The sequence below is a fragment of the Bradyrhizobium sp. UFLA05-108 genome (genome assembly GCF_059803455.1).
In genome coordinates this window covers 39,260-53,894 of record NZ_JBANAZ010000037.1, presented here as the reverse complement: position 1 = coordinate 53,894, position 14,635 = coordinate 39,260, and the positions used below count along the sequence as shown (strand labels likewise).

The following is a 14,635-nucleotide window of genomic DNA, read 5'->3' as shown; positions in this document are numbered from 1 at the left end:
CCCTCAGGCTGCGCCGCTGGCCACAAGCGGATCGTAGCTGCCTTGCCGAAACATCATGTGCAGTTGCCGTCGCCTCACGCCCATGTTGCCGCCGTCGAAGATTGGCAATGCCAGCGCGTCCTGGAGCAGACGAGCGAACGGCGCTTCGTGATCGTAGCTGTCGACGCCCACCACCCGCATGAGATCGGTGATCACGCGCACCGCGGCTTCCGAGCCAAAGATCTTGGCCTCGATGGCAAGCTCGTCGGCACCCGGCGACTGGATATCGACCGCGTGACAGGCGCGCCAGCTGAGATAGCGCGCGGCCTCGATCGTGGTCTTGGCATCGGCCAGGGCGTATCCGACGGCCTGATGCTCGATGATCGGTGAACGCCGCCGCGCTTTTCTGTCTGGGCAAAATGTAGCGAGAACTCAAAAGCCGTGCGCATCAACGCCACGCCGAAGATGCCGACGAGCGCCGCGGTCCCCGTGAAGGCGGCCGCTGTCAGGGCGAGCCCCGTCCCTTCCTGGCCCAGCAGATTGTGGTGCGGTGCCGCGACATTCTGCAAGCCGAACTGCGGTACGAGATGCCCGCGATGGCCGATCGTGTCGATGGCGCGCTCGAACACAAGGCCCTTGACCGGTCCCTCGACAGCAATGATCGAGATCGCTTCACTGGGGGGCGCTGCGGAATCGGTTCGGCACACGACGCACAGGACGTCGGCGCCCTCGCGATTCCAGCCGGTGGCTGAGGATACCCATTTCTTGCGGCCGTTGATGACCCAATTGTCGCCCTCCCGTCTCGCGGTGGTGCGAACCCCTTCGCCCGGCGGAGGCGAGCCGGAATTGGCGCTACCGCCGGGCTCGCTGGAGCAGAATCCGGCGAGCGGCGCACCACTCGTCCTCAGGAACGGCACCAGCAGGCGCTGGCACTGGTCGGGCGTGCCGCCGAGCAGAATCGGGAGCAAGCCAAGCACGGTGCCGAGCATCGTCAGCGTCACGCTGGCGTTCACGCTGTAGAATTCCTCGGCCAGGACCGCCATGTCGATCAAGCCTGAATTTTCGCCCCCCGCCGGCGACGGAATGCATTTGCGCAAATAGCCGGCCGCGACCATCGCCTCATAGGTGGGCCGGGTCGCGAGAAACCGTTCTTCCGGTGTTGCCAGCAGTTCAGCCCGCCGAGCCTCGCTGAGCACCTCCTTGGCGAAGTTGCGCGAAGCGCGTTGAAGATCCCGCTGTTGCGTCGTGAGCGTGAAATCGATCGCCATGGCGATATCCTCTGATCCCGGATGTCAACCGTCGGGCCATGGCTATCCCGGGATCAGACGAAAATCTTGGACGGCAGCGTCCGATTTCTTGGCGTGGAGTGAACCGGATCGGTCAGCGTGCGTCGCTGCTCGCACGCCGAAACTCGCGCGGAGCCAAACCGTGGCTGCGCTTGAACAGACGGTTGAAATGCGAGATGTCGCGAAAGCCCGCGGCAAAAGCGATTTCAGCAATGGTCCGGTGAGCGCATTGGGGATCTAGCAGCCGGCGCGTGCAGGCAGCAATCCGCCGGTCATTGACGTGTTCGCCGACCGAGCTATCCGTCATGGCAAAGAGACGATGGACGTAGCGCTCGGAGCAGCGGAACTTCGCAGCGAGGGCTGCCGCGCCGAGCTCGGGGTCCTCGCTGTGCCGCGTGATATAATCGATCATCATCGACAGCAGGATGGGGATGTGCACGCGCTCGGCGGACACATCGGTCAGCACGTCGGGCGCGTGTGCGATCAGATCGACCACATGCGCACCGACGGTGGCCGAGGTCATTGAACGCCGATGGTCCGCCAGACAGATTTCGGCATAGCCGGCGAGCGTCTTCGACAGAGCCCGGCCCGTCTCCGTGCGAGACAGGTTGAGCCGCGGACGATCGAGCAACCCGCTCGGCAGCAGTCGTCGGGGTACCGCAAAGCAGAAGAGCTTGAACTTGTGGCAGTTGGCGATCTCGAACGGCTCCGTCGTATCGGCGACGGCGAGATCGCCAGGCGCACAGGTCTGCTCGTGGTTACGCTGCGTGGTACGCCCCAGCCCTTCGATCTGGAGGTTGAAGAAACAAAGATCGTCGGTGCTTCCGGAAATATGTGAGGCAAGACGAAGTACCGTATGCCGCGTCGCCGTCACCAGGGAGACCTGGATTGGCGCAGCGTCAGCTCTGGAAATGGCGCCTTCGAAAGGCTCGTCCGCAATGCTGCGCGGCTCAAGACGAACAAATGCCGCGGCAAGGTTGTCCGCCCAGCTTCCAAAGGGTTGATCCGCGCGCTGCGGCCTGGTCGACCATTCCATGAGCACCCCATACAAATTGCAAGGGTCCCGGTCGGCATAGGATATCGCCCGCGCAATATGCGGTCAAATTGCGGGCAAATGGCAAGTTCGCGTTCACACCGAAGCGGGGAGGCGCAACCACCGATACCGACATTCGGTTCAAGTTGCGATCTGATCGAGGCCACCTCCTGCGTCCCGAACGCAGTGAGCATCTTCTAAGCTGTTGAATTTTCTTGCTGCAGCAGGCGTTTCTGTCCCGTTTTGTTCACGGTCATTTCACCTAATTCGTCGCGATTTCGTTGCGCCGTCCCAGGACGAGAACGTGAGCTGCCGGAGATCCGCGCTTACGACGTGCGCGACGGCAAGTTGCTCCGGGAAGGCCGCAGCCTTGCGTGGCTTCTTGGCTGGCTTCTTCGAGGCCTGAGTGTCGGCAGCGGCACTGCTCCTGCCGAAGCCTCTCCTGTGCTGTACCTACCGGTCTCGCTTTGTAGTTCGAACAGCGGGCGCTGCGGCGAGCGAACCGAAGCCAGCGCCTAGAAGCCGACGTTGTCGGCCGCCCTTGGGGCAACATTTTCGCCCGCTTCGGCCGGAGTCGAAGTCTCCAGAGAAAGCCGCTCGAACATCTGCTTAGTTGAGCCGTGACGCAGATCGCCTGGCTCTCGCCGAACAAACTGGACGGCGAGACGTGCCAGTTTACGCAGTCCTTCATGGACGGGACGAGGCTATAGCACCTTCGACGCGGGCCTCCTTAAGAAGCGTTGCCAGTGCGCTTTCGCGGGCGGCGCGTCGACGCTGACGGCGTCCGCGCCGAAGCCCCCTCTCAAGCGGTAGTGACAATGGAGGCGTCGCGGGTTTGGAGCGGTCGATCAAGCCCTCCCCACTCGTCGTACCTGCAGCAGCTGGGCGCGCTTCCATGAGCTCGAGCGCGGCGCGTCCGTTATCAGTTATTCGCCAGCCGCCGGCTGTTCGCTCGACGAGTCCTTGGGAAAAAATGTCCAAGTTAGGCATGCGCGACGCCAGGCGTTTGGTGCGCTCTGTCCATTCCTGCCCGCTAGTTGCCAATATCGCCATATCACGTTTGAGCTCCGCCATCAGGGCGAAGCCATCGGGATAGCTCACCAGGATCTTCAGGACAGTGACCTGGAATTCACCCCTGCCCCTCCACGACTACCGCCCGCATTGTCGGCGCTTCCGAGAGGGCTTTGCGGCCGACCTGCCTCAGGTCATCCGGTGAGCTGTCACCTCTCGTGGCAGCCTCCAAAATCTTTGAGGCCACGTGGATGCGGGTGCCGGTCTGGTCTCGGAGCTCTGGCGGCTTCCTCATTTGAAGGGATTCCACAGCATGGAACCAAGCGGCTGGCCGTCCGTTGGGCGCTTATATGAGGCCTCACGAGTCAAGAGGTTTTTTGCGAGATTCCGCTTTCTTGCTTCCCAAGAGGCGTGTGTCTGCATTCATGGCGTGATGGCCCCTTGCTCGGCCGTGCTTTCGCGGTCAAGCCCCAACGCCCGTTAAGGTTGCGCCCTTGGGCGCAAGGGCTTGACGGCGAAAGCACGCGCCGAGCGATAATGGCCAGGCCATGTCAGGCGCTCGCGGGTTTCTCAGTGAACGAACTCATCTCCCTTTCGTTGTCGGTCGTTCTCCGATCGGTTGGGGTTAATTTCTATTTAGTCCATTTGATCCAAGGCGGAGCCCTTGTTGAAGGTATGCGGCGCTTGCCGCATCAACTTATATCCGGTCGGGATCGAGCCCGTACCAAGGTCCCTCATGCATCGTTGCGAGGGCAAAGGGCTCCAAGGAGGATTGAACCCATCTATTAGACGGCGCCTCGCAGCCAAGTGCCCAAGCGGTCACGCATCCACCTTGGATCAGGTGTTCCTTTCATCGATCTTCAAGCCCCTTCAGTGCTCTCATGAGCTTTTCAGAACGGCGCCTGTCGGCACGATGCCGGTCTCCACATAGCGCCACAGGGCGATCAGCAGCTTGAAAGCTAACGCGACGATGGTGATGCGCCGGATGCGACCCTGAGGGTCCCGACACACTCTCGGAACCAGAAACTCAAAGGGCTATCGGGCTGATGACGAAGCCACAATCAGGCCAGCTCGATCATGATGGTGCGGGCCTTGGGATTGCCCGCCTTGCTTATGCCCTATCGTGGCACTTGGGGCCGCTCTGGAAATGACTCGGCGTCAGCCCAACGTAGCCCGCCACCTGGCGGCGATTATCAAACGGGCGGTAGAATACTTCGCCAGTTAACACGGTGGCGATCTCCGCTCCGATGGCCTTGAGCTTGACGAGATCCTGGATCTTCTTCGCGTTGGTATGCGCCGAGACGTTCTCGGCCAACGCAATGGCGTCGCGCTCCGCCTCAATCCCCTTAAGCATCCCCAGTATGAGCTCCAGGCGCTGCAATTCGCGTGCGATCTCGGCTTTGAGCCGCGGCGGAAACTCGCGTCCGTCACCGGTGTGCAACTGCTCCAGCCGCTGCATCCGGTCGCGCCGCATTGGCTCGTAATCATAGATGCCATGGAGCGCACACAGTCCCTTGATTCGGTTGACGTGCTGGCCACGTTCGACGATCAGCCGATCACGCTCACGGTGCAGCCGACGATCATCCTCTTCGGCGACACTTGGCACGCGGAACACACTCCACACCTTCGGCTCACCGCGCAGATAGGCCATCAACGACCGCAGCAACCGTTGGGCATCTATGTGATCCGTCTTGGCTCGTCGTGCACGCCGATCCACCTGCACACTCGCCGCATCGACCACGTGGCCGCGCACGCCTGGCCTTCGAGCAGGCGGTGGAGCCAGAACCCATCATAGCCCGCCTCGTAGCATGAGATCATTTCCACTGGCCGGCCGACCTCGCGAGCAACGCGTGTGCGGACCCGCTCAATCAACTCCAAAAGTCGATTCCAATCGCACCCTTCCAATGTGTACCGGCTGATCTTGTCCGACAGTGACGTATTGATCGCCGCGATCCAACTCTTCTTGCTCAATTCGATTGTCAGAAGACAGCGGACCGGGTCATGATCAGCTGCGACGGGCGGCAGGGTGTCTACTGTTCGGGCTTCCATCAGTATCTCCTATGCGCTGGTGGTAGGTAGGAACCGAGATGGTACCAAACCTCCCGTCCGTCGCGCCTGCATAGGATCTATTGTAAGGGCGCGTGAGCACATAAAAACTGAATCGCGCCCCGCCCAGGGCGGAATCGTTGCCAGCACGAATGCTGCCCCCATGGGCTTCGACGATCGACCGGCAAATTGTCAAACCTATGCCCATGCCGCGGGCTTTGGTCGTGAAGAAGCTATCGAAAAGATGAGGGAGATGCTCCGGATCGATACCCCGGCCGCTATCCTCGATGCTACAGCACACCGTCTCGGGGTCTGAAAGCATGGTTCGGATAGAAATTCTGCGCCCCGCCGGCGCAAGCTGCGCCATCGCTTGGACGGCATTGATGGTCAGGTTAACGACTACCTGTTGTAGCTGGGCGCGATTCCCGACAATCTCGGGAAGCTCCGGTGCTAGATCGAGGGACAACACGATTCCGTTTTCCTGCAACTCATGGCGCAGGAAGCCTAGTGATTCATTAATGACATCATCAATCGGCAGCAATTTCTGTTCGGGCGCTTGTTGGCTCGTCATGTCACGAATACGCTCTACAATCTCCGATGCCCGCCGCGCGTTGGCCACGACGCGTTTTGTGGCCAACTGGGCCCTTTCGATATCCGGGTCGTCCCGTGTGAGCCAACTCAGGGTCGACGTGCAGTTCATGATAATCGCGCTAAGCGGCTGGTTGACTTCATGGGCGATCGAGGCTGTCAACACGTCGAGGCCCGTAACCTTGGTGATGTGCGCGAGCTCCGCTCGCGCCTTGGCGAGCGCCTCGTTGCGGCTCTCCAGCTCCTTGGTCCTGGCGCTCACCTGTCGTTCCAGACTGTCGGTTAATTCGCGCAGTTCTGTTTCCGCTTTTTCACGCGCAGCGACTTCCAATTTGAGCGCTTCGATGGATTCGACGGTTTGGTACGCCGATGACGCGAAGCGACCCAGGCTTTCGAGCAACCGCTTGTCCTCGGTGTCAAACTTGCGATGATCGCGGTGGGCGATGGCCCAGATCGTACCGACAGCTTTTCCATCTACGTGAAATGGAACGAGCAACCCCTCTTCGGCGAGCGGCATCGCGGCGCTCAAGTACGGATAACGGCGCTCCCAATGAGTGAACAGCGTTGTGACGTTGGAATCGAGCACATCACCGCAAGGTCCAAAATCGCGCGGGGTACCACCGCCAAGGTGGGGTTTCCATGCACCGGCGATGGCCGCCCAGTAGAAGCGCTTTCCATCTTTCGTCAGCAGACTTAGGCCTGCTGAATCGGCATCAAGTGTCTCGAGGACTTTATCCGCCAACGTTTGTAGAATTGTACGCGGAGAGTCGGCTAACGCGCTGACCAGCGCGGTAAGTGCCGTGTTCTCCTTGTGGTGATCCGGCGGACGGCTGGGACGTCCAAGCAACTTGTCCGTGCAGAGAATCGATTCCAAGGGAGCCGCTGGACTTGACACTTCCTGAGGGACCTTAGATTGCAAATTTAGGGCCTCGGTCATTTGTTGACTCCACCTGCAAGAGAGAACTTAAACGGCGCTATAGCGACAGTGGCCCGTCACCCGGGCTTTTAGCGCCGCGCCGGAACTCACAATCGCCGGGACCGGGTCTCGGCCTTACACTCGAATTTGAGTAACCATAGGGTCCCACATCACTACCGTCGTCCCACCGTGCGTCGCACGATGTCTCATTCTGCGCCGATCGAGCTCGCCTGCCGTAACCGAGACGCGAAGGGGACACACCGCGTCGGATGACCGCCTTCAAAAGTGGCAGCCCCAAAGTCTCGCACCCTCGCTTTGCCCATGTGATCAGTTTAAGATTGGGGCCCTGGGCATTTGGTCGGCCATAGGATGGTCATGCAAGTCCATTTTTCCACGGACGATATTGCGCCGCGCGACCGCGTGAGGTCTTGGTGCGACTACTTCGCGAAGCAGGCCCATAGCATCACGCCGGGCGAGATCCAGGACCCCAGCGCCTTTCGCGCGGAAGCGAGCGGAACGATTGCGGGCGAATTTGCGCTGCTGGAGATCAAATCGGGACTCGAGAGGGTCCAACGGACTGCGGCCGACGTTGCCAAGGACAGGACCGAAGCGTTCTTTGTCCGCCGATTTCGCGTGCCGGTCATCTGGAGGGCCGCCTCACGAAGCACGCCGGTCGATCTCATTCATGAGCCTGGCGATTTCTGTGTAAGCTCGACTGAATGGCAATTCGACGCGGAATCGAAAGGCCCGGCCTCGCTCGACATGCTGATCATCCCGCAGGCCGCGCTTTCGCCGCTTATAACCGGCGGCCGTCTGAAGTGCCCGTTTCGACTGCCGAGCGCCTCGCCGCTCGGCTCACTCCTCGGCGCAGCTATGGATGCGGCGAAGGCGCAGGTGCCGCTGCTTCCCGATGAACTTGGTGAAGCCGTGCTGCGCAGTCTCTGCAGCCTCGTGGCACTGACGTGCAGCGCCTCCCACGAGGGCACCGCGCAGGCGCGGGATTCGCTGCACTCGTCACAACTCGCGGCCGTCAAGCGCTACGTCGATCTGCATCTCGCCGATTCCAGCCTGACCCCCGCCAGCGCCGCCACCGCACTCGGCCTCTCGGTGCGCCAGCTGCACCGGCTGTTCGAGCCGGACAAAATTAGTTTCGCCCGATATGTTTCGCGCCAACGACTGCTCCGGTGCCGCGACACGATCGCTGGTGCGACGGGAACCGGCCGATCGGTGGTCGACATCGCTTTTGGCTGGGGTTTCAACAGTATGGCGACCTTTTATCGCTCGTTCGTAAGCGAGTTTGGTGCCCCGCCCGCCATGGTGCGTGCTGCGTCGCAAGGACGAGTGAGCAGCCCGCGCTCGCCAGAGGAGGAAGCATCGTGAATGCGGCGCAGCAGGAACCTTTCCAAACCACATTCGCTAGCCTGGATGCGCTGTTCGTGACTCTCGAGCTCTCGGAGAACATATCACTCCCGACGTCCGCTAGTTGTGGACGGTCTGCAACAATGAACTCGCCAGTAAGATGATGGCGACGGCCTGGCGTCTGACTGCGATCTCCCCTTGGCACTGAATGAGACGTCGCCTGGCGTCAAATGAGACGACCTTCGAGCGCTTCGCCGTTAATTACGCGTCCGATAGAAGCGCGGCTCATGCTGCGTACGGCGTGATCGCGCACGACAGGAGGAGGAGATCGTGAATGCGATTCAGCAGGAACTTGTCCAGAATACGTTCGCCAGGCTGGCGGTGATGCCAGAAGTCACCGGGGCGCTATTCTATGAGCGGCTATTCGTCACCAATCCGAGTTTCCGCTCGCTGTTCGAAAACGACATGCGCATTCAGGGCAACAAGCTGATGGCCATGCTTGCCATGGTCGTCTACAATTTGCCTAAGCCGCGTCAGGTCTCGCCCGCGATCCATGATCTTGCCATCCGTCATGTCAAGTACGGCGTTAAGTCCGCCTACTACGACGCGACGCGGGAAGCGCTGCTCTGGACCCTGGAACAGGCACTTGCAGAAGATCTCACGCCCGATGTTCGTGAGGCGTGGACGGTCTGCTACGATGAACTGGCCGGCGAGATGAAGGCGGCGGCCGGCGTCTGACCTACGATCTCGCGCTTGGCGAACCGATACGAACCCATCTATAGTTTGGTCGCTTTCCACATCTTGCGAGACGGCGATTATGGAGATCGCGATCAGCCCATGCTCCCAGGCATGAAGCAGCGCGCCCTCGGGTGACCATCTAGGTTGTAAGGCCAGACCATCGTGCGGCCAGCGCGGTTCGGTCCATCCACGACTGCGTCGTTCGGAACATCAACCCACTCACCATCAATGCGTACGCGATAGTGACCATCCTTAGTTTCCCAATCGGCGTCATCAACGCGCTTCGCATCGCTGCCATCACAGCAGGGCCCTTTGCCGCTGCGCAAGCTCTCATACCAACTGTTCAACTCAGGGTGCTGATAATCGTGGGCTCGGGCGCTACCGAGCGCGATGACAGCGAGTAAAACAAGCGTTACATGCCACATGTGATTGTTCATCTCACACCTAATCCCGGAATCTCTTTCTGCAGTCAGGAAATTCGTCCATCCGCATCACCATGCGAAGCTTTCTCAGTTCGCCGCAGGTGGTCGTCGGCAAGGGCCTTAAGCTGATACGCAATCGCCGAGTCCGCCATGGTTCGGGCAGCGCGGAGCACACTTCGTGCCGTTTCTAGATATTGCTTTCTTCGTCGCGAAATCTGCAATGTCATGTATCCCTTGCACGGTTCTCAGGCGGCTGGTTGAAGGCGATCGGGAGCCGGCCCACCCAATCGCGGTCACTTTTCCTGCGAGCTCTGAAGCGATCGACGCACTTCTTGGGACCAAACGGGGTTCGCCACGAGTAGTGCGGACGAGACCAAACTTCGCCATAAGAAGACTATCCACCACCCGACGAGAATGACCTTCCACCGCCGGTGAGGGAAATCACCTCTCGCCATCGAGTCGATAGAAGATCGTTATCGCCGCCGCGCCGCGTGATGCCGTAGCGAGGATTTCCACCCTAAGCTCGCCTGCCATCCTGTTTGCCGATCACGCAGCGCCAGCCCGCCAGGCGTTCTGGGAACATGTTTGAAGCTGCCCACCGGGTCGCCATTCGCGTTGAGCGCTAGGAGCCGATCGGGCGAATACTTTGGCCGCATCAACGTGCGAAGCTTTCTCAGCTCGCCGCTCGTAGTCGTCGGTAACGGCCTTAAGCCGACCCGCAATCGCTGAGCCGTGCGGAGCAAAGTCCGTGCCGTCTCTAAATAGGCCTTGCCTCGTTGTAAGCCCCCTCGCGCGATTCTCCGGCAGCTGGTTGAAGATGATCTGGAGCCAGCCCACCCAATTGCGGTCGCTTTCCCTCCTCTGAAGTGATCGACGCACTTCTAGGAGTGCCGGACGAGACAAAACTTGCCATCACAAATTGCGCATCGCGCGGCTCTGCCAGATTTAAGACTTTCGGAGCAGTCGGGGCATTGGAGTCGCCTCTTGGTACTATTCTCACTTTCCTCGATCGTTCGCTTTTTCACCGCCGCAGTTCGTGAGCTTCTGCGCTTTCCCAAACGCATATAGCGTAAGACGATCGCGATCAGCGGCTCAATTGAACGTAGGTAACCGTCGGACATCGGACATCGGACATCTAAAGGGGGCACGGAACGATACGAAAGGTTTATGGCTCGCGCCAAAAGCCACACACTTCCGCATCTGTCCAAAAGCGCTGGTTTGATTGTTGACCCGTCATTTCTGGTCTACTTTTGATCAGCAGACGTTGAGACCTGCCGTTGGCAGGTCTTTGAAGGGGCACACTTCGCGCACCCCTGGCGAGGACGTGAGAAAATCGGATGCGTGACGCTGGGTAGTAAGTCGAAAGTTCAAACGGCGCTTCGTTGGGAAACGCTGGCGTTATCGTCATCGCGATATCGACTTCTCCAAAATGGGCTCCCCGGCAGGCGTTGCATATATATGCGCAGGCAACTCATCCCCGGCCTGCAATCGCTCCATCTAGCTAATATGGTGTGGCCTCTGTGTGTCCAATGCAATGTAGGGTTGGAATTAAAGGCTGACCCGAGCTGGCATGATCTTCGTCACCTCATCTTCCGGAAACAGACTTGGCGCTCTGCGCTCAGGTCGGCAGGGCGCCACAAGTGGCTGTGAGAGATGCGAGGGCTAGCGTCGCGGGGTTCGTCCGCGTATACGGTCGAAGCCCCGCTTGATCGCTGCGAAGCGCTCGTCGATCAACGGTTCGTGCTCTGTATCGGTGAAAATGTAGGGCCAGTCGTATTCGATGGCCTCGCGAACCAGTTCGCCCACATAGAGCGGATCAATGCCGTTGTTGATCCGTTCCTGCAATGCCTTGATGAACTCGGCGCGGGGTCCTTCTGTCGGCGGAGGGTTGCCGACAGCCCCAGCAAATCGCTGCGGCACGTTGCGCCGAGAGTTCATAATCTGCGTGCGGATGACGCCCGGACACAGAACGGATACCCCAATCTTCCTCGGCGCGAGCACGTTACGCATCCCCTCGGACAGCGCTACCACTCCATATTTGCTCACATCGTACGCCAGACTTGGTCCCGCAATCAGTCCAGCGACGGACGCTGTGGAAACAACCTGCCCTCCTTCGCCGTGCGCTTCGATCAGCGGACCGAAAATCTCGAAGCCCCAGACCACCGACATCAGGTTGACGCCGAGGACCCAGTTCCAGCCTGCACCAGTCCACGCACCATAGGTGCCGCCGCCGCCCACGCCCGCATTGTTGACCAATATGTGGATTTTACCATACCGCGCGACGGTCGCGTCCGCTGCCGCCTGAAGTTCGCCTTTGAGCGAAACGTCAGCTTTCACGCCATCGACATCGACGTTGGTCCGTGTTTTCAGGTCCGTGACTGCTATTTTCAGCGCCTTTTCCTCGATATCGCAGAGCATGACCTTCACTCCCGCCTGCGACAGCGCGGTCGCGATCCCCAGTCCGATCCCCGAGGCAGCGCCTGTCACGAATGCGGTCTGTCCAGACAAGTCTCTCATGCGCTTTCCACCTTGCTTTCACTCAACAAATTCGCCTGCCAGACTGCGCCGCAGAGTGCAGCAATGAACGCGCGTCGTCTCATGTTCCGCGCCCCTCGCCAAGCTTAGAAATAACTGATCGCTACTTTCAAACTAGCACATTGGAAACCACTAGATAACGAGGGACAGGCTCAGTTTTCGGAAGCGCTGGGCTCCACGCCGACGATGACGCTCAGGGTCCCAAATTCGACAAAACTCAAGCTGAGCATAATGCGTCCGCTTTCGGACACATCGCGCCCCCCGTCGGCGCGGGCTCATTGAGCCTAACTGCCGGCCATGATTCAAATCCTTCACCGAAGGGGGCCCAACTTTCCGACGAGGAATGGACTGCCATCAGGCCGATGCTGCCAAACAAGCCGCGCGGCGTACCTCGGTTGAATGACCGTCGCGTCCTCTCTGGGTTTTGCGATCCGGGGCGCGACGGCGTGATCTGCCAGCAGCATTCGGCCCTTACACGATTTGCTACAACCGCTTTGTTCGCTGGGGCGGGCTGGTGTCTGGGGCTGCATCATAGACGCACTTGCCGCTGCCCGTTACGCGACTTTCCAGATGATCGACACCTCCATCCGCGTGCATCAACATGGAGCCTGCATCACAACAAACCAGCGCCTATGATGGGAAGGTCACGCAGCGCCTTGACTAGCAAACTTCACGCGTTGGTCGATAGCAATGATCTACCGGTCCGGCTGGCGCTGAGCCCCGGAGAGGCTCATGACGTTCGACTTGCCGGCAAACTGCTGTCTCGTCTGAAATCCGGGTCGATGCTTCTTGCCGACCGTGGCTACGACGCCGAATGGATCAGAGAGCCTGCACTGAAGAAGGGTGCGTGGGCAAGCATCCCGCCGAAGAGCAATCGCCCCAATCCGATTTGCTTCAGCTCGTATCTCTACCGCGCTCGCAACTAGGTCGAGCGGTTCTTCAACAAGATCAAGCACTGCCTCCGGACCCTGCGACGCGCTACGACAGGCTCGCCGCTAACTAGCTGCCCTCGTACAACTCGCATCGATCTGGCTATGGCTGCATGCTAATGAATCCGCGTCCTAGCTAATCCCGCTCAGCGGACCTCAATCAGAGGTGTCACCACTACGCTGATGGGCTATCGCTGGAAGTCGGCAATCTTATCTCGATCACCCGGACGGCGTAGCCGCGCAACCTCGCGGGGATATCAATGCCAGCTGGAACTGCCTTAAGATTAAACCGACGTCTCGTTGACTTATACCGATTCACTAGTCCGAGCGGACCTCAGTACTATCACTTCATACCCGCGCGCAATGGCGTCAATCAGGCGCTCAGTGCTACCTCGTGAATGCAGCAATAAGCACCGGAACTCGCCCGCGAGCAGGCAGTTGCGGGACAAGGTCGGCGGCGTAGCGCCCGCTGAACTTCCCCCTGATCGAGTCAGTTAGCTGCGGAGAGTATGTTATGAAAAACATCGTCGATCTCCTAGTGCGGTTTTGGCAAGGGAGCCAGCCCGCGTCCAACACCCAGGTTGCGGCTATGGCCGAAAATCGGGACCGATCCAGCATGGCCGATTTTGTCCGCATCCTGCGGACCTACGATCAAGATCAGTACGGCGGGAGTTAGTTGCGACCGCATCGGACCTCACCAAGGTCCAGCTTTTTTTAACATCCGCGGCGTCCCTTCAGGAGCACACTCGGTCCTGGCTTGGCGAGTTGGGTCCAGTGTTCCTTCGACAGCCAACTTGAATGCCGAGCAAGCCGATCAGCAGCTTCGGACCAAAGGCGACGCAACTCGTCCGGATCGGCTCCGGTCAAGTGATGGGTCGGGGGACTTGGCTTCGACCACCAGACCTGAGTGTGCAAGAACAGCTTGATCGTTACCCACGTAACGTAATTCCGTATTTCAGAACCTTTCTGTAGACATCCTGCCCATCTGCGAAATGGCGCTGTCTTTCCCTCTCTTACTCGGTCCGGCACCGCTCGACGCCGTGCGCCCGCCAAAATCACCGTAGGAGCGGCGTCATGGTCAAGGACGGCGGCTCGCCGGCACGCTCAACCTCGATTAGTCCAAGGGCGGCAACGGGGATCTCTGCAAATGCGGCCGGTGGCAATCCTCGAGACGGCGTCAAGCGGCGGGGCGGCAATAACAACCGTCTATCGACTCTATGGCGAGAGGTGATTTCCCTCGCCGGCGTTGCAAGGTCATTCTCCAAAGCATCGTAGTAGTGTCGCCACTTGCCGGCGATCCCGTCGTAGTGCCACTAACCCTTCCAAACACATCATCACCATGCTGCGCGGGCTAAGTTGCAAGGCGATCAACGGCCAGGAGTACAAGGTCGAGATGCCGCCGTTCGCTGACAACTCTCTGATCAGCAGATCGCCGATATCGTCGATCACGAGCGCACTTCATGGGCAACCACGTGCCGTTGGTGACGCCTACCACCATTGCGAAGTTCCGCGCCAAGAAACAGGAGGCGACGAAGACCGACACGATGACCGCCTGGATTCTCTCGGCGCTTGCCTATCTCTGCACTGCGCCCGCGACGGTTAATGGCGCCTGCGATCATGGTCTTGCCGAACCAATACTCGGCAACTTGCTGGTGGTGAGCGGGGCTGGGCTCGTGCCCCTCTGCAGCTGCATCGTGGCGGCGCTGTGGATGCTCATCGACCCCGGTGAACGGAACCCCGATTATCCAAAATATCGTGTCCTAGACGCCGACCGTTAGAGAAGCGCAACACGT

11 protein-coding genes and 3 pseudogenes are annotated in these 14,635 nt (G+C 59.8%); 5 read left to right on the top strand and 9 right to left on the bottom strand.

Annotated features, from left to right (window positions below; genetic code table 11):
* Nucleotides 1–3 precede the first annotated feature (3 nt).
* From SO140_RS25515 to SO140_RS25490, 6 genes and pseudogenes are all read right to left on the bottom strand, one after another.
* Entirely contained in the window at nt 4–333 is a 330-nt protein-coding gene (locus tag SO140_RS25515; RefSeq protein WP_498543389.1) for an acyl-CoA dehydrogenase family protein, read from the bottom strand.
* Between the two features lie 281 nt (nt 334–614).
* A pseudogene (locus tag SO140_RS25510) lies at nt 615–1,247 on the bottom strand (acyl-CoA dehydrogenase family protein); the annotation flags it as partial.
* A gap of 112 nt (nt 1,248–1,359) precedes the next feature.
* Nucleotides 1,360–2,301: a helix-turn-helix domain-containing protein gene (locus SO140_RS25505; protein WP_498543354.1), complete on the bottom strand. Its 942-nt coding sequence runs from the start codon at nt 2,299–2,301 to the stop codon at nt 1,360–1,362.
* Nucleotides 2,302–2,985: 684 nt separating this feature from the next.
* Nucleotides 2,986–3,372, bottom strand: a complete 387-nt coding sequence (locus SO140_RS25500) for a hypothetical protein (RefSeq protein ID WP_498543388.1) — start codon at nt 3,370–3,372, stop codon at nt 2,986–2,988.
* Between the two features lie 816 nt (nt 3,373–4,188).
* Nucleotides 4,189–5,358, bottom strand: a pseudogene (locus tag SO140_RS25495) (IS110 family RNA-guided transposase).
* Nucleotides 5,315–6,880 carry a sensor histidine kinase gene (locus SO140_RS25490; RefSeq protein WP_498543353.1) on the bottom strand — a complete coding sequence of 522 codons (1,566 nt, stop codon included), beginning with the start codon at nt 6,878–6,880 and terminating at the stop codon, nt 5,315–5,317. Before SO140_RS25490 ends, SO140_RS25495 begins: the two are co-directional and overlap by 44 nt.
* Before the next feature lie 354 nt (nt 6,881–7,234).
* Here SO140_RS25490 and SO140_RS25485 point away from each other — a divergent pair, with 354 nt between their 5' ends.
* A complete protein-coding gene (locus tag SO140_RS25485; RefSeq protein ID WP_498543352.1) occupies nt 7,235–8,239 on the top strand; it encodes a helix-turn-helix domain-containing protein in 1,005 nt (334 codons plus the stop codon).
* A gap of 309 nt (nt 8,240–8,548) precedes the next feature.
* Nucleotides 8,549–8,956: a globin domain-containing protein gene (locus tag SO140_RS25480; RefSeq protein WP_498543351.1), complete on the top strand. Its 408-nt coding sequence runs from the start codon at nt 8,549–8,551 to the stop codon at nt 8,954–8,956.
* 92 nt (nt 8,957–9,048) lie between these two features.
* Here the strand turns inward: SO140_RS25480 and SO140_RS25475 are convergent, their stop codons facing one another.
* Both SO140_RS25475 and SO140_RS25470 read right to left on the bottom strand, forming a co-directional pair.
* Nucleotides 9,049–9,393, bottom strand: coding sequence for a hypothetical protein (locus tag SO140_RS25475; RefSeq protein WP_498543350.1), 345 nt, complete (start codon nt 9,391–9,393; stop codon nt 9,049–9,051).
* Between the two features lie 1,647 nt (nt 9,394–11,040).
* Entirely contained in the window at nt 11,041–11,895 is an 855-nt protein-coding gene (locus tag SO140_RS25470) for an SDR family NAD(P)-dependent oxidoreductase (protein ID WP_498543349.1), read from the bottom strand.
* A 380-nt stretch (nt 11,896–12,275) separates the two neighbouring features.
* On the opposite strand from SO140_RS25470, the pseudogene SO140_RS25465 reads away from it, so the two are divergent.
* Nucleotides 12,276–12,978 (top strand): annotated as a pseudogene (locus SO140_RS25465) (IS5 family transposase).
* A gap of 378 nt (nt 12,979–13,356) precedes the next feature.
* Nucleotides 13,357–13,518, top strand: coding sequence for a hypothetical protein (locus SO140_RS25460; protein WP_498543348.1), 162 nt, complete (start codon nt 13,357–13,359; stop codon nt 13,516–13,518).
* A gap of 578 nt (nt 13,519–14,096) precedes the next feature.
* On the opposite strand, the gene SO140_RS25455 is transcribed toward SO140_RS25460, so the two are convergent.
* Nucleotides 14,097–14,291 (bottom strand): hypothetical protein, encoded by a 195-nt coding sequence (locus SO140_RS25455; RefSeq protein ID WP_498543347.1) that lies wholly within the window; start codon nt 14,289–14,291, stop codon nt 14,097–14,099.
* Nucleotides 14,292–14,302: 11 nt separating this feature from the next.
* On the opposite strand from SO140_RS25455, the gene SO140_RS25450 reads away from it, so the two are divergent.
* Nucleotides 14,303–14,620 (top strand): hypothetical protein, encoded by a 318-nt coding sequence (locus tag SO140_RS25450; protein ID WP_498543346.1) that lies wholly within the window; start codon nt 14,303–14,305, stop codon nt 14,618–14,620.
* Nucleotides 14,621–14,635: the final 15 nt, after the last annotated feature.

Coding starts and splice junctions, on each gene's coding strand:
- SO140_RS25505 (WP_498543354.1), bottom strand. CDS start 2,301: ATGGAATGGTCGACCAGGCCGCAGCGCGCGGATCAACCCTTTGGAAGC.
- SO140_RS25475 (WP_498543350.1), bottom strand. CDS start 9,393: ATGAACAATCACATGTGGCATGTAACGCTTGTTTTACTCGCTGTCATC.
- SO140_RS25470 (WP_498543349.1), bottom strand. CDS start 11,895: ATGAGAGACTTGTCTGGACAGACCGCATTCGTGACAGGCGCTGCCTCG.
- SO140_RS25500 (WP_498543388.1), bottom strand. CDS start 3,372: ATGGCGGAGCTCAAACGTGATATGGCGATATTGGCAACTAGCGGGCAG.
- SO140_RS25450 (WP_498543346.1), top strand. CDS start 14,303: ATGGGCAACCACGTGCCGTTGGTGACGCCTACCACCATTGCGAAGTTC.
- SO140_RS25485 (WP_498543352.1), top strand. CDS start 7,235: ATGCAAGTCCATTTTTCCACGGACGATATTGCGCCGCGCGACCGCGTG.
- SO140_RS25490 (WP_498543353.1), bottom strand. CDS start 6,880: ATGACCGAGGCCCTAAATTTGCAATCTAAGGTCCCTCAGGAAGTGTCA.
- SO140_RS25460 (WP_498543348.1), top strand. CDS start 13,357: ATGAAAAACATCGTCGATCTCCTAGTGCGGTTTTGGCAAGGGAGCCAG.